We start from the raw sequence: 19,688 nt of genomic DNA on the forward strand, positions 1-19,688 counted from the left end.
GGGAGACAAGGCGCGCAAATGTACCGGGCGGCGGATTTGCATTGTCCGCGTTCTCATTTTGTTCTAGTGTCGGGCATGGACAGGGAAGATCGGCGATTCAAGGTGGTCGGGCGCGCGGCGGGCAGCAACCATGCCGGGCGGTTCGAGCGGCATGAAAGGGTGCAGGTCGATGACGGCTGGACGCCGGAAACCGACCTGCCGGTGCTGCGCACCCAGACCGCGATCGAGGTGCCGCGCAGGCTGATCACCTACAACAGTTCGCCCGATCTGCCCTTTGACCGGTCGATCAACCCCTATCGCGGCTGCGAACACGGCTGTGTCTATTGTTTCGCACGTCCCAGTCACGCCTATCTTGGTCTGTCGCCGGGTCTGGATTTCGAAACCCGCCTGGTGGCGCGCCCCGATGCGCCCCAGGTGCTGAAACGGGAACTGGCCGCCAGATCCTACAAGGTGGCGCCGATTGCCATCGGCACCAATACCGACCCCTATCAGCCGATCGAGCGGGAGCATGAGATCATGCGCGCCTGCCTGCGGGTGCTGTCCGATGCGGGACATCCCGTTGCCATCGTGACCAAGGGGGCGCTGATCGAACGGGACATCGACATTCTGGAGGACATGGCCCGGCGCGGGCTGGTGCGGGTCGGCATCTCGGTGACCACGCTGGATGCCAGGCTCAGCCGGTTGATGGAGCCGCGCGCACCCGCCCCGCAACGGCGGCTGCAGATGATCCGGTCGCTCTCCGGGGCGGGGATTCCGGTGCGGATCATGGCCTCTCCGATGATCCCGGCGCTGACCGATCCGGAGCTGGAAAACATCCTGCGGGCGGGCCGGGATGCAGGGGCGCGCCATGCAAGCTGGATCATGCTGCGCCTCCCGCGTGAGGTTTCGCCGCTGGTGCAGGACTGGCTGGCGCAGCATTTCCCGGACCGGGCGGGGCGCATCATGTCGCGCCTGCGCGAGATGCATGGCGGCCGCGAATATGATGCCAGCTGGCACCGCCGGATGCGCGGCGAGGGTCCCTATGCCGAGATGGTCGCGCAGCGCTTCAACGTGGCGGTCAAACGCCTGGGCCTGAAGTCGCGCGGCAGCCCGATGCGCTGCGACCTGTTCCAGCCGCCACAAAAGGAAACCGCGCAGATGTCACTGTTTTAGCGGTCGGCTCGGTCGGGCCTGGCACCGGGTGGGGCGTAAACCGGGCCAGTGCCTGCCGTCATGCCAAAGGCATCTCTGCGACATGGCGGGCCGCCCCTGGCTTTTCGATCCGCAACGCGCGCAACGTTGACGGAACAAAAATCAATGTTAACAATGTGTTGTGTAACCCACGGGTTACCGGCCTGCCAGTTCTGCCGCCCCGCCGTGCCGGGGTCAGCCCCTGCGGCGCCCCTTGCGCGGCGCGCGCACCGGTCCCTGGCCGTCGGTGCCATCGCTGGCAGAGGAGAAATCACCCAGCGTCGCGACGATCTCCTCAAGGGTCGGGGCCGCGCTCCTGGGCTGGCTGTCCAGTGCCGCGCGCATCGCCACCAGATGCTCCGGCATGGTGCCGCAGCAGCCGCCGATGATCGTGGCCCCGCAATTGCGCGCCATCACCGCGTATTTGCCCATCAGCTCCGGCGTGCCGTCATAATGGATGTGACCGTCGTGGTATTTCGGAATGCCCGCATTGCCCTTGGAAATGATCGGCAATGTGCCACCCTTGGCGGCAAAGCCCAGCACCGTGCGCAACAGGTCCGATGCCCCGGTGCCGCAATTCGCGCCGTAAGCCATCGGCCGGTTGTCCAGCCCATGCACCATGTCGACCATCGCTTCCGAGGTGACGCCCATCATGGTGCGCCCGGCGGTGTCGAAACTCATCGTGCCGCACCAGTCCAGACCGGCCAGGGCAAAACCTTCGGCGGCGGCCTTGTATTCCTCGGGGGCGCTGATCGTCTCCAGCCAGCCGATGTCGACTCCGCCGGCCTTCAGCCCGTCGGCGGCCTCGTGAAACATCTCCACCGCTGATGCATGGCTGAGGGTGCCGACCGGCTCCATGATCTCGCCGGTGGGGCCGACCGACCCGGCCACGATCACCTTGCGCCCGGCGGTATCCGCCACCTCGCGCGCCAGTTCGGCCGAGACCCGGGCCAGTTCGTGCACCCGCTTTTCCGCGCCATGCAGTTTCATGCGCGAGGCATTGGCGCCGAAGCTGTTGGTCAGGAACAGGTCGCTGCCGCTGTCCACCGCGCCGCGGTAGAGCTTGATGATGTTCTGCGGCTCTTCGACGTTCCACATCTCGGGCGCATCGCCGGACATCAGCCCCATGTTGAACAGGTTGGTCCCGGTGGCGCCATCGGCCAGCAGAAAGCCTTTTTCGGCAAGAAGGTCGGTGAATGCATTAGACATCAGGTATACTCCGCGCGTGGTTCCCTGCCTATTTCACGCAGCCCGCCCTGGGGCAAGTTCATATTCTTCATCACCTTCATGAAGCGGGCCACCACCCGCCAGCGCGGGCGGATGATGGATCTCGCGGGTGAGGTCGGCCAGGCAGAGCGCCAGCGCCGCGCGGCTTGGTGCCGCGACATAGCGGGGCGACCAATGGGGGGCGAAACCGGATTTGAACTGCCGCAGCCCCGCGGCACCGGCGCGCGCCAGCAGCGGCGCGCGCATGGGGGCGAGCAGCGGATGCGCCAGCGCGGGAATATCCGGCACCGCGGCAAGGCTGAAGCCGCTTGACCCGTCGGCACGCGCCGCCTCCAGCGCGGCGATCACCAGCGCCTGCATCGTCCCGGCGGGGGCTTCCGCCGACAGGCGCATCAGGTCCAGCGCCCTGTCATGGGCGCCCGCGTGGAAGTTGGCAAAGCCCAGCAATCTGTCATCCTGCCAGGCCAGAAAGACCTGTTGCCCTGCGATGTAATCGGGGCAGAACCGCCCCATGGTGCCGCCCCGCGCGGGGCCGTTGCGGCGCTGCCAGCAGGCATCAATCGCCGCCATCGGCCCCAGCGGCAGCACCCCGGCCTGCTGCACAAGGACCCCGGCCTTTGCCGCCTGACGCAGCTTGCGGCGCAGGCCCCGGCAGGCGGGTTGGTGCAGATCGAAGGTCTGCGGGTCCAGCAGGGCCTCCTGCGCGATGCGCAGCACCTGCCAGCCCGCCGACCGGGCAAGCGCTGCCTCGCGGGCGGTGCATTTGTACAGGCAGGCCAGCCGGTTGTCATGCCGCGCGCGGCGCTGCAGCGCGGTGAGGGACTCAACGGTCGCCAGCGGCGCGGCACCGGGCAGCACGACCAGCGCCTGACCGATGCGCCAGAGCGCCATGTCGCGGCCGCCCAGCCGCGCGACCCGGCCACCGTTCTGCCGCATGAGGCCCAGTTCTGCGCGTCCCGCGCCATGGGGGCGCGGCGCGGGCGGGGCGGGCAGGTTCAGCGACAGCGGGCGGAGCAGGGCGAGCGCGCCAAGGACGGCGGGCAGCGCATAGTAAAGCCCGCGATAGCCCATGATCGCGCCGATCAGCATGGCATCCGGGACCTGCGGCAAGAGGCTGAGCAGGACAAGTTCAAAGGGGCCGACCCCGCCCGGCGCACCGGACAGCAGCCCGGCCCCATAGGCCAGCAGGAAGACCGGGACAAAGCTGCCGAGACCCAGGGTGCCTGGCGGGATCAGCAGGTAGAGGACCAGCGCCGCCGCCAGCAGGTCCAGCGCCGCCCAGAGCAGGATGGCACCAAGTGCCGGCAGTGTCGGCAGGGCAGCGCGCCACCGGGGATGACGTGGGTGCGGACCGAAGGCCATCAGCCCCGTACAGAGCGGCAGACCGGCCAGCGCAACCATGGCAGGCAGCGTGGTCCAGCCCGGCGCGGGCAGAGCCACGCAGGCCAGCGCGGTGATCCAGAGCCAGGCGGCCAGAAAGCTGAGCGACACAAAGACCGAAAGCTGCAACGCGCGGCGAAACCCCAGGCCGGGCAACAGGCGGTGGCGCACCAGCGCCCCGGTGATCACGCCAAAGCCGAGGGTCTGGGCCAGGGCAATGGCCATGGTGCCGCTCAGCCGGGCGACCCGTGGCGGCACCCGGGTGCCGAAATGGCGGTGCGACAAACCGTCATAGCGCCCCACGGCCCAGAAACCGATCGCAACGCATCCCAGCGCCAGCAGGATGTTGACCGCGCCAATGCCGGACAGGCTGGCGGGCAGGGCGGCGGGCAAATCATCGCCCACCTGCTGACGGACCAGCCAGAGACAGCCCGCCGTAAGGGCCAGCGGCACCACAAAACGTGCCCCCCGCGCCAGATGCCGCGATGCCACCGCGATACTTGCCATGATCCCATGTCCCCCATGCATTGCCTGCGGGGCGACAATAGGGGGCGGTGGCGGTCAAAAGGTTAAACCGCCGCCATCACAAACAAAAACGCGCCTTCCATTTGAATGAAAGACGCGTTGAATTTTCAAGCCTTTGCAGCGGGTTTATGGCGGGATCCGGTTTCAGTCGGTCTCGTTCAGGATCTGGGCCTTGGCCTCGGTCATCAGGGCGGCCATCCGGGCGCGGATCGTCGCCTCGTCCGCCTTGTCGCCCAGATCGCCCGAGACCTTGCGAAAGACGTCTTCGTGGCCTGCTTCCTCGAAGTCCGCCTTGACCACCTCGCGGGCATATGCCTGCGCCGCATCGCCGGTCTTGCCCATCAACTCCGCCGCCCAGAGGCCCAGCAGCTTGTTGCGCCGTGCCTCGGCCTTGAACTGCATTTCCGCGTCATGGGCAAATTTGCTCTCGAACGCTTTTTCGCGGTCTTTCATCGTGGTCATCGGGTTCTCTCCCTGGCAATGATCGTTCTGAATTTAAATGTGGGTGCTGGGGCGGACGGGCGCAAGGGAAAACCGGCCCAAGGCATGCTTGCGGTGTGCGCACCCATAGACTAAGAGGAGCGCAAACGGGCCTTGCTTCTCTTCTTGCGGCTGGCCCCCTTGCGGAAAGGACGCCCATGGCCCGGCGCACCAAGATTTACGAAGGCAAAGCGAAAATCCTCTACGAAGGCCCCGAACCCGGCACCATCGTTCAGTACTTCAAGGACGACGCCACCGCCTTCAACGCGCAGAAGAAAGACGTGATCGAAGGCAAGGGCGTGTTGAACAACCGCCTGAGCGAATTTTTCATGACCGGGCTGAACCAGATCGGGGTGCCCACGCATTTCATCAAGCGTCTGAACATGCGCGAACAGCTGGTGCGCCAGTGCGAGATCATTCCGCTGGAAGTGATCGTGCGCAATTTCGCCGCCGGGACCATGGCCAAGCGGCTGGGGATCGAGGAAGGGCTGCAGCTGCCGCGCCCGATCGTCGAATATTGCTACAAGGACGACAAGCTGGGCGATCCGCTGGTCACCGAGGAACATATCGCGGCCTTTGGCTGGGCCAGCCAGCAGGACATGGACGATATCCTGAGCCTCGCCCTGCGGGTGAACGACTTCCTCAGCGGTGTGATGATGGCGGTCGGTATCAAGCTGGTGGATTTCAAGATCGAGATCGGCCGTGTCTATGACGGTGATTTCCAGCGCCTGATTGTCGCCGACGAGATCAGCCCGGACAGCTGCCGGCTGTGGGACATCGAGACCGGCCAGAAGCTGGACAAGGATGTGTTCCGCCGTGACCTTGGCTCGCTGACCGACGCCTATACCGAAGTGGCGCGGCGGCTGGGTGTGATGCCCAAGTCCTCCACGCCGATTTCCAAACCGAAGCTCATCAACTGAGGCGGAAGACAATCAGGGCGGGCAGGGCGCCTGCGTATTTTGGCATAAAGAAGCGAGGGGACGCGCCATGAAAGCACGGGTGCATGTGATGTTGAAGAACGGGGTTCTGGACCCCCAGGGCGAGGCCGTGCGTCATGCGCTTGGCGCGCTTGGCTTTGACGGGGTGAACGGGGTGCGCCAGGGCAAGGTGATCGAACTGGACCTGGCCGAGGGCACCACCGAGGCCGATGTCACGGCCATGTGCGAAAAGCTGCTGGCCAATACGGTGATCGAATCCTACGCGGTGGAGCTGACCTGATGCGCGCGGCGGTTGTCGTCTTTCCCGGATCGAACTGCGACCGCGACCTTGCGGTGGCCTTTCGCGCCGCCGGGGCCGAGGTCGAGATGGTCTGGCACAAGGACAGCGCGCTGCCCGAGGGGATCGACATGGTCGGCATTCCCGGCGGCTTTTCCTATGGTGACTACCTGCGCTGCGGCGCCATTGCCGCGCAATCGCCGATCTGCGGCGCGGTCAGGGCCCATGCAGAGCGGGGCGGCTATGTGCTGGGGGTCTGCAACGGCTTTCAGGTGCTGACGGAAACCGGGCTGCTGCCGGGTGCGCTGCTGCGCAATGCGGGGCTCAAGTACATCTGCAAGACCGTGGGTCTGAAGGTGGAGACATCGCAGAGCGATTTCACCTCTGCCTATAACGCCGGTGACGTGATCGACATTCCCATCGCACATCATGACGGCAATTACTTTGCCGATGCCGATACCATCGCCCGGCTGCAGGACGAAGACCGCGTCGCCTTTACCTATACCGACAATCCCAACGGGGCCCAGGCCGATATCGCCGGCATCCTGTCACCGAACCGCAGGGTGCTGGGCATGATGCCGCATCCGGAGCGGGCGGCGGATGCGGGGCATGGCGGAACCGACGGGGTGGCGCTCTTCCGCGCATTGGCAGGGGCGCTGGCCACGGCCTGACTTGAGTGCGCGGTGCCTTGCGCGTAAATTGCGCAGATGGCGGAAGCAACAGACAAACGACGAACCTTGACGGTCTCCTGGCGGGTCCGGGTGGCCATTGGCGTGCTGATGTTGCTGGCGGTGGCCGTGATCTCGGTCACCAACAGCCTGCTGACCGACCGTTTTACCGACAGCACCCGCAGCCGCGCGGAACTGCGGATTGCGCTTTATTCGGGAAACCTGCTGGCCGAGCTGCGCCAGAACGCCATTGTGCCGCAGCTGCTGGCGCGTGACCCCACGCTGATCGGCGCGCTGCAGACGGCAGATTATTCGCTTTCCACCCAACGGCTGATCTCCTTTGTCGAGGAAATCGGGGCCGCCTCGCTGATGCTTTATGATCTGGACGGGCGCACCGTGGCTGCAACCGACCGCAACCGGCTGGGATCGAACCATCGGTCGAATGCCTATTTTGTCGATGCGATCCGGTCGAATGCCACCATCTTCAGCACCATCAAGGTGGATGGCGGCGGCTATAAGTTCATGTATTCACGGCGGATTCAGGATGGCGGCACCACACTGGGGGTGATTGCCGTCGAGGTGGATCTGCAAAAGTTCGAACGCGCTTGGGCGGGCATTTCGGATGCGGTGATCGTGATGGACAGCGCCGGAGAGATCATTCTGGCGACCGAGCCGCGCTGGCGTGGCCGGACCGAGCCCGAGGCGCTGTCGACCCAGCCTGCGCGCAGCGCCATCGAACGCGCGATCAAGGTGACCGCGGACTGGACCGCGCTGCCCCCCGATGCCTATCTGCAGGGCGAGGCGGTGATGCGGCTGGAAAACAAGATCCCGTTCCGGGGCTGGCGCATGACCAGCTACACCACCTATGCCTCGGTCCGCGAGAAGGTGAACGGCGTGCTGGCGCTGGAGGTGATGGCATTTGCCATCCTGCTGGCGCTGGCCTTCTACTTCCTCAGCCGCCGCACGGCGGGCAGGCTGGCGATTTTCCAGCGTGAGTCGGCCAAGCTTCGGGCGCTGAACGCCGCCCTGCAGCGGGAAATCGCCGAGCGCAAAAGGGTGCAGGAAACCCTGGCGGTGGCCGAACAGACGCTGGAACAATCCAGCAAACTGGCGGCGCTAGGGGAAATGTCGGCCGCGGTGAGCCATGAGTTGAACCAGCCGCTGGCCGCGATGAAGACCTATCTTGCCGGGGCGCGGCTGCTGTTGCGGCGCAACCGGCCCGAGGAGGCGCTGTCCTCTTTCGGGCGCATCGACGATCTGATCGAGCGGATGGGAGCGATCACCCGGCAGCTGAAATCCTATGCCCGCAAGGGGCAGGAGGCCTTTTCGCCGGTGGACATGGCGGCGGCACTTGCCTCAAGCCTGTCGATGATGGAACCGCAGCTGCGCCAGCGGCAGGTCCAGATCAGCCGCATCCTGCCCGATGCGCCGGTGATGGTCATGGGCGACCGGATGCGGATTGAACAGGTGATGGTCAACCTCTTGCGCAATGCGCTCGACGCCACCAAGTCTGAAAGGAACCCGCATGTGGAGATCATGCTGAGCGCGGGTGAGACGGCGACACTGACAGTGCGCGACAACGGGCCGGGGATCGAGGACCTCGACGCGCTGTTCGAACCGTTCTACACGACCAAGCAGCCCGGCGACGGCGTTGGTCTGGGCCTTGCCATCTCAAGCGGGATCGTGACCGATCTGGGCGGAAGGCTGACGGCTCGGAACGGACAGGGCGGTGGCGCAGTTTTTGAAATGCAACTGCCCATTCTGGGCGATACGAACAATATGGAAGCGGCGGAGTAAACGGCTATGGCACAGGCAATGAAGATCGCGATTGTCGATGACGAACAAGACATGCGGCAGTCGATCAGCCAGTGGCTGGCGCTGTCGGGATATGACACGGAGACCTTCGGGTCGGCCGAGGATGCGCTGAAGAAGCTGGGGCCGGATTACCCCGGCATCGTGATTTCAGACATCAAGATGCCCGGCATGGACGGCATGCAGTTCCTGAAAAAGCTGATGGGCAATGACAGCGCGCTGCCGGTGATCATGATCACCGGGCATGGCGATGTGCCGATGGCGGTCGAGGCGATGCGCGTCGGGGCCTTCGACTTTCTCGAAAAACCCTTCAATCCGGACCGGATGAACGAACTCGCCAAGAAGGCGACCCTGGCGCGGCGGCTGGTGATGGACAACCGCGCGCTGCGGCGTGAACTCTCCGACGGCGGCCAGCTGATGAAAAAGCTGATCGGCCAGAGCCCGGTGATGGAGCGTCTGCGCGAGGATATCCTCGATCTGGGGCAGGCCGATGGCCATGTGCTGATCGACGGTGAAACCGGCACCGGCAAGACGCTGGTGGCCCATGCGCTGCATGCGGTTGGCAGCCGCGCGGGCAAGAAATTCGTGCTGGTCAGCTGCGGCGCGCTGGAGGAGGACGCGCTGAGCAAACGGCTGTTCGGCCCGATGCTGCCCGAGGACACGCAGCTGCCCGCCATCGAAGAGGCGCGCGGCGGCACCCTGGTGCTGGAAGACATAGAGGCGCTGTCGGAGACATTGCAGGCGCGTCTGCTGAGCGTGATCAACGAACAGGGCACCCCGGCGGAAACCCGGATCGTGGCGATCTCCAACCTGCAGGAAGCGGGCCGCACCTCGGAAGATGCGCTGCGTTCGGATCTGTTCTACCGCCTTGCGGCGCTCAGGATCACCGTGCCGCCGCTTCGCCAGCGGGGAGAGGATATCCTGACATTGTTCACCCGGTTGTCGGACCAGTTTGCCGATGAATATGGCTGTGACGCGCCGCAGGTCAGCGCGCAGGAGGCCGCGCAGCTGTTGCAGGCGCCCTGGCCGGGCAATGTGCGTCAGCTGATCAATGTGGCGGAACGTGCGGTGCTGCAATCGCGGCGCGGCTCGGGGACCATCGCATCGCTGCTGATGTCCGATCATGACGAGATGCAGCCAGTGATGACCACGGAAGGCAAGCCGCTGAAGGAATATGTGGAAGCCTTCGAGCGGATGCTGATCGACAACACGATGCGCCGCCACAAGGGCTCCATCGCCAGCGTGATGGACGAGCTTTGCCTGCCCCGGCGCACCCTGAACGAGAAGATGGCCAAATACGGGCTGCAACGTTCGGATTACCTGTAACCCTGACGCATCAGGCCGCCCATGGGGCGGCCTGATGGAAATTCTTTCAAAAGAATTTGCCCGGAATTTTTGAAAATTCCGGCCCCCGGTCAGCCCCGGCGGTTTTCCACGATGGTCTGTGCCTGGCCTTCGTCATTGGTGAAGCAGGTCCAGTAGGGGGCGTTGGGCACGTTGACGATATACTGGTTGATCTCGATGATCGGGATTGTCGTGTTGATGGCGGCACCGCTCACGCCGGTTTCCTTCTCCACCGCCGCGATGCAGCTCTTGGTGGCGCGCAATTCCGCCCGCGCAACCGGGTCATTGGCCACGGCAACCTCGTCACAGGCGACAAGCGCCAGCAGTGACAGGAAAAGGGCGGGGCGCAGAAATCTTGGCATGGCAGGTCCTTTGGTATCAGGGCGACCGGCAGAGGGCCGCAAAATGCAATTTGGCGCGTGCACCGTGCAGCCGGTTTGCGCGCAGGGACTGTCCCCAAGCGGCTGCGTGTTGTCAAGCTTTGCCCGGGTTTCAACTCCATTCGATATAAACGGGGACGATTGCCCATTGTCATTTGCCCCCCAAACCTCTTAACTGCACAGAGGGGGGACTGGAGCGTCAATGCGCCAATCCGACACCCCGCAATGAGTTTCGCTGTTTTCGCGCGCCCCACCGGGGCCGCCTGAACAGGCCGATTGGGCCGGAAACGGCCAAAGAACCGCTGACGGTCCGGGCAATGCCCCCTGAAAAACCGCAGTAAATAATGGGTATGGCCCCTTTCGGGGGGATTCATATCGGAGAAGAAACGCGATGACGCGCGCGAGTGCCACGAGCAGACGATCAGAGGCCGGTTCCGGCCCCGTTTTTGCGCCGTCCCCCATCGCCCTGACAAGTCTCATCACGCAGCCCCTGGCGCCCCCCGGGCGGGCAGCGGCGCGCGTGTTGTGCAAAGTGGATTTATGCCTAAGAAAATGCTTATCGATGCCACCCACGCGGAAGAAACCCGTGTTGTGGTCGTGGACGGAAACAAGGTTGAGGAGTTCGATTTTGAATCCGAAAACAAACGCCAGCTTGCTGGCAACATCTATCTCGCAAAGGTAACACGGGTCGAACCGTCGCTGCAGGCGGCGTTTATCGATTACGGCGGCAACCGTCACGGTTTCCTCGCCTTTTCCGAGATTCATCCCGATTACTACCAGATTCCCGTAGCTGACCGTCAGGCGCTGCTGGAAGAGGAACGCGCCTATGCCGAGGCACAGGCGGCCCGCGAGGAAGAGGAGGACAAGCCCAAGCGGTCGTCCTCCCGGTCACGGTCGCGCAGCCGGTCCAGTTCCAAGGCGGCGGATGTCACAACCCAGGATGCAACAACATCCAGTGATATCAACGGCATGGAAACAGTCGATCTGTCCGAGGATGACGAGGTCGATGTGCGCGAGGACGAGGCTTCCTCTCCGATGGAGCGGGTTGGCGAGACTCCGGTTGAAACACCTGCCGTCGGCGAAGACGATCAGGACGACGACCGCAGCGATGAAGACCGCAATGATGACGGTGCCGAAAACGGCGATGCCTCCGAAAACGATGACAGCGGTGAAGAGGACGGCGCTGACGCGCGCGGCAATGACAACAGTGGCGATGCTTCGGACAAGGACGACAGCATCGAATCCGTTGCCGAGGAAGACGACAGCGAAGACATCCGCCCGGTGCGCAAGCCCCGGCCCAAGCGCTACAAGATCCAGGAAGTCATCAAGGTCCGTCAGATCCTGCTGGTTCAGGTCGTCAAGGAAGAGCGTGGCAACAAGGGTGCGGCGCTGACCACCTATCTGTCGCTGGCGGGCCGGTACTGCGTGCTGATGCCGAACACCGCCCGTGGCGGCGGCATTTCGCGCAAGATCACCAATGCGGCGGACCGCAAGAAGCTCAAGGAAATCGCAAACGAGATCAAGGTGCCCCAGGGGGCCGGGCTGATCGTGCGCACCGCCGGGGCGAAACGCACCAAGGCCGAGATCAAGCGCGATTACGAATACCTGCAGCGCCTGTGGGAACAGATCCGCGAGCTGACGCTGAAAAGCATGGCACCCGCCAAGATCTATGAGGAAGGCGACCTGATCAAACGCTCGATCCGCGACCTTTACAACCGCGACATCGACGAGATCCATGTGGAGGGCGAGCGCGGCTACCGCATCGCCAAGGACTTCATGAAGATGATCATGCCGTCCCATGCCAAGAACGTGAAACGCTATGAGGAGCGGCTGCCGCTGTTTGCCCGCTATCAGGTGGAAACCTATCTCAGCGGCATGTTCAATCCGACGGTGCAGCTGCCGTCGGGCGGCTATATCGTGATCGGCGTGACAGAGGCGCTGGTGGCGATCGACGTGAACTCCGGCCGGGCGACCAAGGAAGGCTCGATCGAGCAGACCGCGCTCAAGACCAACCTGGAGGCCGCTGACGAAGTGGCGCGCCAGCTGCGTCTGCGTGACCTCGCGGGGCTGATCGTGATCGACTTCATCGACATGGACGAGCGCAAGAACAACGCCGCCGTCGAGAAGCGGATGAAAGACAAACTCAAGACCGACCGCGCGCGCATCCAGATTGGCCGCATTTCCGGCTTTGGCCTGATGGAAATGTCGCGTCAGCGTCTGCGGCCCGGCATGATCGAGGCGACGACGCAGCCCTGTCAGGCCTGTCATGGCACCGGTCTGATCCGCAGCGACGACAACCTTGCGCTGTCGATCATCCGCCAGATCGAGGAAGAAGGCACGCGCCGCCGGTCCCGCGAGGTGCTGATCAAGGCACCGGTGGCCATCGCGAACTTCCTGATGAACCAGAAACGCGAACATGTCGCGCAATGCGAGGCGCGCTATGGCATGTCGGTGCGGATCGAGGGTGATCCGCATCTGATCAGCCCTGAGTTCAGCATGGAAAAATTCAAGACCGCGACACGGGTCGTGCCGCCGGCCAACCATGTGGTATCTGTCGATACCTCGCTGATGGACAAGATCGACGAGGATGACGCCGCCGCCGCGGAAGCGGCTGAACGGGCCGGGGAGGATGCTGTCGAGGAGGCAGATGATGGCGGCGGGCAGAGCCAGTCCAGGGGATCTTCCTCTGACAAGGGGTCGTCCTCTGACGGTGAGGGCAAGCCCAAGCGGCGTCGCAGGCGCCGGCGGAGCCGGTCCAAGAGCAAGTCGAACGGCGATTATCAGAATGGCGATCAATCCTCCGATGACTATGACTCGGATGATGAGGATCAATCTTCGGATGCCGATGCAGGCCAGGTAAGCCAGAGCGCTGCATCCGCTGAGGATGCGGCCACCGCAGGAGAGCCTGCGGCAGAGGAGGCCAGGGCGACCGCAGAACCGGTCGAGGCGGAGACCAAGAAGAAACCCTCCACCCGCAGCCGGTCGCGCAGCACATCTGCCAAGGCGAAAGCCGAGGCCGAAGCTGCGCTCGATGCGGATGCCAGGACATCGGCACCTGCGGACGCCGGGGAAGCAGCGGATGCCGAGGCGGCGCCGAAGCCCAAGCCGAAAACCACCCGTTCGCGCAGCACGTCCAAGGCCAAGACTGCGCCTGCGGCGGATGACACTGCCAAGGAGGCCGCAACCAAGGAAACCACGGGCAAGGAAACCACGGCCAAGTCCACAACGGCCAAGGAGACCCCTGCCAAGGAAACCGCGGCCAAGCCGAAAACCACCCGCAGCCGGGCCAAGCCGAAACCCAAGGTTGATCCCAAGGCGGAGACTGCGGCGGCACCTGTCGAGGCGGCAACGCCGGAACCCGTGGCCGAGGAAAAGCCGGAGGTGACGCCAAGCGTGGCACCGGTTGCACAGGCGGCATCGACCCCCAGCGTGTCAGCCGAGCCCGCACCCGAAGCGGCGGCGCCAGAACCCAAGGCGGCGGAGCCCGAAGCCAAGGCAGCTGAACCCGCGCCCGAGGTGGCACCGGAAGAGGTTGCCGAGAAAAAGCCGAAGAAACGCGGCTGGTGGTCGCTGGGCGGCTGACGCCGCAGCGCAGATCATGAATTATGGTGTCTGACGCCTAAAAAGAGGCGGGTCTTTGGGCCCGCCTTTTGCTATCCGCCCTTGCGCACGAGATAGAGCTGGGCGGCCCCGTCTTCGCGGGTTTCGACCAGGGTATGCCCCGCCTCGGTGCAGAAATGCGGCACGTCGATGATCGCGGCAGGATCATCCGCGCGCATGGCGATGCAATCGCCCGGTGACAGCGCGGACAGACGTTTGCGCAGTTTCAGCACGGGCAGAGGGCAGAGCAGCCCGATGGCATCGAGGTCTTGTGTGATCATACCGCCGGGATAAGACAGATGTTACACCCCGTCCACAGGCTTGTGACCGGCGCGGGGCGTGACGCGGCTGCGCAACGGGGGTAAGGGTGGCGCATGTTTGGTATCGAACTCATAGATGCGGGTCTTTTCCCGGCGATGCTGGTGGCGCTTCTGGCGGGGGTGATCAGCTTTCTCAGCCCCTGTGTGCTGCCGATCGTGCCGCCCTATCTTGCCTATATGAGCGGCGTCAGCCTGGGCGATATGTCCAGTGTGGCTGCGGCGCGCAGGCGTGCGGTTGTGGCGGCGGTCTTCTTTGTTCTGGGGCTGAGCACGGTGTTCCTGATCCTGGGCTTCACCGCATCGGCATTTGGCGCGTTTTTCCTGCAAAATCAGGTGCTTTTCGCGCGAATCTCAGGTGTGGTGATCATTGTCTTCGGTCTGCATTTCCTCGGGCTGTTCCGCATTCCCTTTCTTGACCGCGAGGCGCGGCTTGATGCGGGTGACAAGGGCGGGTCCAGCTTTGGCGCCTATGTGCTGGGGCTTGCCTTTGCCTTTGGCTGGACGCCCTGCATCGGGCCGCAGCTGGGGGCGATCCTGTCACTGGCGGCATCCGAGGCTTCCGTGACGCGTGGCACGCTGCTGCTGGGGATCTATGCAGCGGGGCTGGGCATTCCCTTTCTGCTGGCGGCGATGTTCATCACCCGTGCCATGGGGCTGATGAACCGGATCAAGCCGCATATGGGGCTGATCGAGCGGATCATGGGCATCCTGCTGGTGCTGGTGGGGCTGGCGATGCTGACCGGGGCCTTTTCAGGCTTTGCCTTCTGGTTGCTGGAGACCTTTCCGGCGCTGGGGTCGCTGGGCTGAGGGCCACTCCTGAGCGATTGCTGTTGTCTTGGTGTGGCATATGCCTTTGCCGCTTTATGCCCGGCATCTGCGGTCGCGGCAGCTTGCGATTGTCGTGCCTCAAATGAAGACATGTCATTTTTGACATGTCTACCAAGACCGGTCTGAAATGACATGTCATCGCAGACCTGTATAGAATGACATGTCTTCGCGGAGCGGTATCAAACGGCCCGGCCGCGCAGAACCTTTCGGCATGATCCACCCAGTTTGCCATGCGCATGAGCGCCGGGAGGCACAGGGCCGATGGCCATGCCGCTTGCGCTAAAGCGCCTTACTCTCGCCTGGATTTCTGGCTAAACTCGCGCCAACAACGGGCGGCAGGCAATGAGCGAACAGGTGGAAAATCGGGTGGCGCGGCGGCGGGTGTTTTACATTCCCGGCTACGATCCCATCCATCCGCGCCGCTACCGGGAGCTGTATCGCAAGGAGAGCGCGGCCCAGGCGGCGATTTCCGGATATGAGATTGCCCTCAAGCCGAAACCCAAGGGTGGGAACTACGGCTGGCACGTCGATGCCACCATCGAGGCGGCAAATGTCGCTGCGGATGTGGAGGTGCTGGTCTGGTCCGACATCGTGCGCGACAGCATGAGCAATTCGATCCCCGCCACATACCTGCAATTGCTGCGCACGGCCTGGGTCTATATCGCCTCCGGCGCGCTCTGGCGGCTGATGAAGCTGCGCAAGGGGCCGGTGATCGCGGCACTCTATCCGGTGGGGATGCTGCTGGGGCAGTTGGGAATTGCGGTGGGCCTTGGCTGGTTGGCGGGCTTTGCGGTGGTCGCGCTGCAGCGCGGGTTCCTGCCGCAGGTTCCCACGCTGCTTGCAGTTGTCGCAGGGGCTGCCATCGGGGTTTTCCTGACCGTCGCGCTGCTGCGCTGGTTCAAGGCCAGGGATGGCAAATTCTTTGCCTATTACCTGATGCATGACTACGCCTATGGTGCCGCCACGCGCGGGGCCAATCCCGCCGCACTTGAAACGCGGATGGCGGCATTCGGCGACAGCATCGCAGCGGCATTGCAGGAAGACGTGCAGGAAGTGCTGGTGGTGGGCCATTCATCGGGCGCGCATCTGGGGGTCTCGGTGCTGGCCGATCTGATCCGCGCGGGCCGGGTGCCGGATGACGGGCCTGCACTGTCCTTTCTCACGCTGGGGCAGGTGGTGCCGATGGTTTCATTCCTGCCCGAAGCGCACCGGCTGCGGGCGGATTTGCAGTATCTCAGCGCCCGCGACGAGCTGACCTGGGTCGATGTCACCGCCCCCGGCGACGGCTGCGCCTTTGCGCTTTGCGATCCGGTGGCGGTGTCGGGCGTGGCCCCGGCGGGCAAGAAATGGCCGCTGGTGTTCTCTGCCGCCTTCACGCAGTCGCTCAGCCCCGCGCGCTGGAAGGCATTGCGCTGGCGGTTCTTCCGCCTGCATTTCCAGTACCTTTGCGCCTTTGACCGGCCGAAGGACTATGATTACTTCCAGATCACCGCAGGGCCCCGGACCCTTGCCGCGCGCTATGCCGGGCGGCCGCCGTCGAAATCGCGCATCGACCGCGCGGTCAACAAATACACGTCGCTGGCCGCATGAGCCTGCCGCCGAAGCCCGCCAGCCGCCCTGACAAGGTCTCGCTCTGGCGTTATGCGCGGCTGTTTCGCGCCGATATCCTGTCAGCGCAGCCCGCGCGGCTTTACCGCGCCTGGATGGCGGAGTTCCGCACGCCCTTCTTCCGCAGCTACCTGATGAACCAGCCCGAGCTGATCAAGACGGTGCTGAAGGACCGGCCCGATGATTTCCCCAAATCGGACCGCATCGGCGAGGGGCTGCGCCCGCTGCTGGGCAAATCGGTGTTCCTGACCAATGGCGACACCTGGAAGCGCCAGCGCCGCATCATCGACCCGGCCTTTGAGGGGGGCCGCCTGCGCGAGACTTTTCCCGCCATGTGGGAGGCGGCAGAGGCGGCGGCGCAACGGCTGGCGCCCCATGCAGGCCAGGTGATCGAGATCGAGGCGGAGACCAGCCATGCCGCTGCCGATGTGATCTTTCGCACGCTGTTCTCGATCCCCATCGAACATCACCTGGCGCGGGAGGTGTTTGAGGAGTTCAAGACCTATCAGCGCAGCCAGCCGCTGCTGAATCTTGCCGCCTTTGTGCCGCTGCCGCGCTGGATGCCGCGCTTCTTTCGCCGCGGGACAAAGGCAAGCGCCGCCCGCATCCGCCGGCTGATCACCGCATTGACCAAAGGCCGGATGGAGGAGATTGCCACAGGCACCGCGCCTGACGATCTGGCGACCAAGATCATGACCACCGCCGACCCGGTGACCGGCGCGCGTTTTGACACCGAAGAGATGGTGGACCAGGTCGCCATCTTCTTCCTCGCGGGGCATGAAACCAGCGCCTCGGCCCTGGCCTGGACGCTGTATCTGCTGGCAACCCATCCTGACTGGCAGGACCGGCTGGCCGAAGAGGCGCAGGTGCTGGAGACCTGCGATTTTGCGGTGATGTCGAAACTCAGGCTCAGCCGCGATGTCTTTCGCGAGGCGCTGCGGCTTTATCCGCCGGTGCCGATGATGGTCCGGGAAAGCACCTGCCCGGAGCACTTCCGCGACCGCGATGTGAAACCCGGGGCGCAGCTGGTGCTCAGCCCCTGGCATCTGCACCGCCACGAAAGGCTGTGGGACAATCCGGATGGGTTCGACCCGGCGCGCTGGGGCACGGAAAACGGGCAGAAATGTCAGCGCGAGGCCTATATCCCCTTTTCCGCCGGGGCACGGGTCTGCACCGGGGCCGGCTTTGCCATGGTCGAGGGGCCGCTGATCCTGTCGCGCATCCTGCGCGATTACCGGGTGGCGGCGGTGCCGGGCAGGGTGCCTGTCCCCGTGGCGCATCTGACGGTGCGCTCTGAGCGCGGGATCTGGCTGCAGCTGACGCGCCGTTGAGGCACCCGGGCGCTTGCGGGGCCGTTTGCGCTATCATCCGGCACGCTCTCTACCATCGGTCGCCGTCTTGTCTTATGAACGATGCTGACAGGAATCACAGGACAGGCGGAGCTCTTCATGGCGATCAATTCAGCACAAAAGATGCAGATGACCAGCGGCAAGGGGTTCATCGCGGCCCTGGATCAATCCGGCGGCTCGACCCCCAAGGCGCTGAGCCTCTATGGCGTTGAGCCCGAGGATTACAACGGCGACGAAGAGATGTTTGCCGCGATGCATGCCATGCGCGCCCGGATCATCCTGGCGGATGATTTCACCAGCGAGAAGGTGATTGGCGCGATCCTGTTCGAGCGGACCATGGATGCCGAGATCAACGGCAAGCCCGTTGCGCAGCTGCTGTGGGAAGACCGCCGGGTGGTGCCCTTCCTGAAGATCGACAAGGGTCTGGAAGAGACCGACCGCGATGTACAATTGCTGAAACCCATGCCCGGTCTCGAAGGCCTGCTGGCCCGCGCGGCGGACAAGGGGATTTTCGGAACCAAGGAACGTTCGGTCATCCACGCGGCGAACGAGGCGGGCATCGAGGCTGTTGTGGCGCAGCAGTTCGAAGTGGCCAGGACGGTCTGTGCGGCGGGACTTGTGCCGATCATCGAGCCGGAGGTGAACATCAACTCCGAAAGCAAGGCGGAGGCCGAAGGAATGCTGGCACGCGCGCTGCTGGCACATGTTTCCGAGCTGGGACCGGACCAGCTGGTGATGCTGAAGCTGACGATCCCCGAAGAGGACGGCATCTATGACACGCTTGCCGGACATGACAATGTGCTGCGGGTGGTGGCGCTTTCGGGGGGCTATTCCACCGACGAGGCCTGCCGCCGTCTCAGCCGTAACCCGAAGATGATCGCGAGCTTCTCTCGTGCGCTGACCGAGGGTCTGAACGTGAAGATGTCGGATGCGGATTTCAACGCGGCACTGGGCGAGAATATCGGCAAGATCTACCGCGCTTCTGTCGGCTAGGGCGCCGGACTTTTCAAAAAGTCCGGGTCGTTTTCTTCAAAGAAAACGGGTTCTGGTGCCTCTGGTCGGAGCATGGGCCGTGAGGTGAGTCACTTCGGCTCGGACCGGGTGGATGCGGACTTTTCAAAAAGTCCGGGCCGTTTTCTTCAAAGAAAACGGGTTCTGGTGCCTCTGGTCGGGGCATGGGCAGTGAGGTGAGTCACTTCGGTGCGGACCGGGTGGATGCGGACTTTTCAAAAAGTCCGGTTCGTTTTCTTCAAAGAAAACGGGATTTGGTGCTTCTGGTTGGGGCATGGGCAGTGAGGTGAGTCACTTCGGTTCGGACCGGGTGGATGCGGACTTTTCAAAAAGTCCGGTTCGTTTTCTTCAAAGAAAACGGGTTCTGGTGCCTCTGGTCGGAGCAGGGGCTGTGAGGTGAATCTCTTCGGCGCGGACCGGGTGGATGCGGACTTTTCAAAAAGTCCGGGCCGTTTTCTTCAAAGAAAACGATAAAAGCCCCGCGGACTTTGCAAGCCCGATGCCTTCACAGGTTCGGTACGGATTTCCTTGAAAGAATGGGTCCGGAGGCGATCCGCACAGGTTCCTGATTGCAGAAGATCACCAGTTGCCCCGCATTCTCCACCGCCGAGAATCCCCTGCGGTCAAGTTCCTCCAGAAAGGCATCCAGCCCCACGTAACGCTCGATGTCCCTGATCTTGCGGCGCACCACGCCACCCTCGCGGGCCGCTTTCGAGCTGAAGACATGGGTCACCCAATGCTGCGGTGACATTTCCATCGGCAAAGACATGG

The 19,688-nt window shown here is 63.9% G+C and carries 17 protein-coding genes; 11 read left to right on the forward strand and 6 right to left on the reverse strand.

Annotated features, from left to right (window positions below):
• Window positions 1-75: 75 nt before the first annotated feature.
• A complete protein-coding gene (locus tag O4H53_RS04960; RefSeq protein WP_269361782.1) occupies window positions 76-1,152 on the forward strand; it encodes a PA0069 family radical SAM protein in 1,077 nt (358 codons plus the stop codon).
• Window positions 1,153-1,365: 213 nt separating this feature from the next.
• On the opposite strand, the gene bmt is transcribed toward O4H53_RS04960, so the two are convergent.
• The 3 genes from bmt to O4H53_RS04975 form a co-directional block, all read right to left on the reverse strand.
• Window positions 1,366-2,379, reverse strand: coding sequence for a betaine--homocysteine S-methyltransferase (bmt, locus tag O4H53_RS04965; protein WP_269361784.1), 1,014 nt, complete (start codon window positions 2,377-2,379; stop codon window positions 1,366-1,368).
• 33 nt (window positions 2,380-2,412) lie between these two features.
• Window positions 2,413-4,284 (reverse strand): phosphatidylglycerol lysyltransferase domain-containing protein, encoded by a 1,872-nt coding sequence (locus tag O4H53_RS04970; RefSeq protein ID WP_269361785.1) that lies wholly within the window; start codon window positions 4,282-4,284, stop codon window positions 2,413-2,415.
• Between the two features lie 162 nt (window positions 4,285-4,446).
• Complete coding sequence (locus tag O4H53_RS04975) at window positions 4,447-4,764, reverse strand: DUF1476 domain-containing protein (RefSeq protein WP_269361787.1); 318 nt, start codon at window positions 4,762-4,764, stop codon at window positions 4,447-4,449.
• Window positions 4,765-4,940: 176 nt separating this feature from the next.
• Between O4H53_RS04975 and purC the strand changes: the two genes are divergently transcribed.
• The 5 genes from purC to O4H53_RS05000 all read left to right on the forward strand — a co-directional run bounded on the left by purC (window position 4,941) and on the right by O4H53_RS05000 (window position 9,803).
• Entirely contained in the window at window positions 4,941-5,702 is a 762-nt protein-coding gene (gene purC, locus O4H53_RS04980; protein WP_114277317.1) for a phosphoribosylaminoimidazolesuccinocarboxamide synthase, read from the forward strand.
• 67 nt (window positions 5,703-5,769) lie between these two features.
• On the forward strand, window positions 5,770-6,000 hold the full coding sequence (gene purS, locus O4H53_RS04985) for a phosphoribosylformylglycinamidine synthase subunit PurS (RefSeq protein WP_269361789.1): 231 nt from the start codon (window positions 5,770-5,772) through the stop codon (window positions 5,998-6,000).
• On the forward strand, window positions 6,000-6,668 hold the full coding sequence (purQ, locus tag O4H53_RS04990; protein WP_269361790.1) for a phosphoribosylformylglycinamidine synthase subunit PurQ: 669 nt from the start codon (window positions 6,000-6,002) through the stop codon (window positions 6,666-6,668). Before purS ends, purQ begins: the two co-directional genes overlap by 1 nt.
• 36 nt (window positions 6,669-6,704) lie before the next feature.
• Window positions 6,705-8,462, forward strand: a complete 1,758-nt coding sequence (locus O4H53_RS04995; RefSeq protein ID WP_269361792.1) for a sensor histidine kinase — start codon at window positions 6,705-6,707, stop codon at window positions 8,460-8,462.
• 6 nt (window positions 8,463-8,468) lie between these two features.
• Entirely contained in the window at window positions 8,469-9,803 is a 1,335-nt protein-coding gene (locus O4H53_RS05000) for a sigma-54-dependent transcriptional regulator (RefSeq protein WP_114277313.1), read from the forward strand.
• An 89-nt stretch (window positions 9,804-9,892) separates the two neighbouring features.
• Here O4H53_RS05000 and O4H53_RS05005 read toward each other — a convergent pair whose 3' ends face one another.
• Complete coding sequence (locus O4H53_RS05005; protein ID WP_269361794.1) at window positions 9,893-10,183, reverse strand: hypothetical protein; 291 nt, start codon at window positions 10,181-10,183, stop codon at window positions 9,893-9,895.
• A 558-nt stretch (window positions 10,184-10,741) separates the two neighbouring features.
• Here O4H53_RS05005 and O4H53_RS05010 point away from each other — a divergent pair.
• Window positions 10,742-13,783 (forward strand): Rne/Rng family ribonuclease, encoded by a 3,042-nt coding sequence (locus O4H53_RS05010; RefSeq protein WP_269361796.1) that lies wholly within the window; start codon window positions 10,742-10,744, stop codon window positions 13,781-13,783.
• Window positions 13,784-13,854: 71 nt separating this feature from the next.
• Here O4H53_RS05010 and O4H53_RS05015 read toward each other — a convergent pair whose 3' ends face one another.
• Window positions 13,855-14,082 carry a sulfurtransferase TusA family protein gene (locus O4H53_RS05015; RefSeq protein ID WP_269361798.1) on the reverse strand — a complete coding sequence of 76 codons (228 nt, stop codon included), beginning with the start codon at window positions 14,080-14,082 and terminating at the stop codon, window positions 13,855-13,857.
• A 93-nt stretch (window positions 14,083-14,175) separates the two neighbouring features.
• On the opposite strand from O4H53_RS05015, the gene O4H53_RS05020 reads away from it, so the two are divergent.
• The 4 genes from O4H53_RS05020 to O4H53_RS05035 all read left to right on the forward strand — a co-directional run bounded on the left by O4H53_RS05020 (window position 14,176) and on the right by O4H53_RS05035 (window position 18,899).
• Window positions 14,176-14,928 carry a cytochrome c biogenesis CcdA family protein gene (locus O4H53_RS05020; RefSeq protein WP_114277309.1) on the forward strand — a complete coding sequence of 251 codons (753 nt, stop codon included), beginning with the start codon at window positions 14,176-14,178 and terminating at the stop codon, window positions 14,926-14,928.
• 363 nt (window positions 14,929-15,291) lie between these two features.
• A complete protein-coding gene (locus tag O4H53_RS05025) occupies window positions 15,292-16,539 on the forward strand; it encodes a hypothetical protein (RefSeq protein WP_269361799.1) in 1,248 nt (415 codons plus the stop codon).
• On the forward strand, window positions 16,536-17,888 hold the full coding sequence (locus O4H53_RS05030; protein ID WP_269361802.1) for a cytochrome P450: 1,353 nt from the start codon (window positions 16,536-16,538) through the stop codon (window positions 17,886-17,888). Before O4H53_RS05025 ends, O4H53_RS05030 begins: the two co-directional genes overlap by 4 nt.
• A gap of 117 nt (window positions 17,889-18,005) precedes the next feature.
• Window positions 18,006-18,899: a fructose bisphosphate aldolase gene (locus O4H53_RS05035; protein ID WP_269361804.1), complete on the forward strand. Its 894-nt coding sequence runs from the start codon at window positions 18,006-18,008 to the stop codon at window positions 18,897-18,899.
• A 523-nt stretch (window positions 18,900-19,422) separates the two neighbouring features.
• On the opposite strand, the gene O4H53_RS05040 is transcribed toward O4H53_RS05035, so the two are convergent.
• Window positions 19,423-19,686 carry an N-(5'-phosphoribosyl)anthranilate isomerase gene (locus O4H53_RS05040; protein WP_269361806.1) on the reverse strand — a complete coding sequence of 88 codons (264 nt, stop codon included), beginning with the start codon at window positions 19,684-19,686 and terminating at the stop codon, window positions 19,423-19,425.
• Window positions 19,687-19,688 lie beyond the last annotated feature (2 nt).

Source organism: Sulfitobacter sp. G21635-S1 (genome assembly GCF_027213915.1).
Lineage (GTDB): Bacteria > Pseudomonadota > Alphaproteobacteria > Rhodobacterales > Rhodobacteraceae > Sulfitobacter.

Excerpts from the sequence above, each read along its gene's own strand:
- O4H53_RS05040 (WP_269361806.1), bottom strand. The coding sequence starts at position 19,686 with ATGTCTTTGCCGATGGAAATGTCACCGCAGCATTGGGTGACCCATGTC.
- O4H53_RS05005 (WP_269361794.1), bottom strand. The coding sequence starts at position 10,183 with ATGCCAAGATTTCTGCGCCCCGCCCTTTTCCTGTCACTGCTGGCGCTT.
- O4H53_RS04970 (WP_269361785.1), bottom strand. The coding sequence starts at position 4,284 with ATGGCAAGTATCGCGGTGGCATCGCGGCATCTGGCGCGGGGGGCACGT.
- O4H53_RS05035 (WP_269361804.1), top strand. The coding sequence starts at position 18,006 with ATGGCGATCAATTCAGCACAAAAGATGCAGATGACCAGCGGCAAGGGG.
- O4H53_RS05020 (WP_114277309.1), top strand. The coding sequence starts at position 14,176 with ATGTTTGGTATCGAACTCATAGATGCGGGTCTTTTCCCGGCGATGCTG.
- O4H53_RS05010 (WP_269361796.1), top strand. The coding sequence starts at position 10,742 with ATGCCTAAGAAAATGCTTATCGATGCCACCCACGCGGAAGAAACCCGT.
- purC (WP_114277317.1), top strand. The coding sequence starts at position 4,941 with ATGGCCCGGCGCACCAAGATTTACGAAGGCAAAGCGAAAATCCTCTAC.
- O4H53_RS05025 (WP_269361799.1), top strand. The coding sequence starts at position 15,292 with ATGAGCGAACAGGTGGAAAATCGGGTGGCGCGGCGGCGGGTGTTTTAC.
- purS (WP_269361789.1), top strand. The coding sequence starts at position 5,770 with ATGAAAGCACGGGTGCATGTGATGTTGAAGAACGGGGTTCTGGACCCC.
- O4H53_RS04960 (WP_269361782.1), top strand. The coding sequence starts at position 76 with ATGGACAGGGAAGATCGGCGATTCAAGGTGGTCGGGCGCGCGGCGGGC.
- O4H53_RS04995 (WP_269361792.1), top strand. The coding sequence starts at position 6,705 with ATGGCGGAAGCAACAGACAAACGACGAACCTTGACGGTCTCCTGGCGG.
- O4H53_RS04975 (WP_269361787.1), bottom strand. The coding sequence starts at position 4,764 with ATGACCACGATGAAAGACCGCGAAAAAGCGTTCGAGAGCAAATTTGCC.
- bmt (WP_269361784.1), bottom strand. The coding sequence starts at position 2,379 with ATGTCTAATGCATTCACCGACCTTCTTGCCGAAAAAGGCTTTCTGCTG.
- purQ (WP_269361790.1), top strand. The coding sequence starts at position 6,000 with ATGCGCGCGGCGGTTGTCGTCTTTCCCGGATCGAACTGCGACCGCGAC.
- O4H53_RS05030 (WP_269361802.1), top strand. The coding sequence starts at position 16,536 with ATGAGCCTGCCGCCGAAGCCCGCCAGCCGCCCTGACAAGGTCTCGCTC.
- O4H53_RS05000 (WP_114277313.1), top strand. The coding sequence starts at position 8,469 with ATGGCACAGGCAATGAAGATCGCGATTGTCGATGACGAACAAGACATG.
- O4H53_RS05015 (WP_269361798.1), bottom strand. The coding sequence starts at position 14,082 with ATGATCACACAAGACCTCGATGCCATCGGGCTGCTCTGCCCTCTGCCC.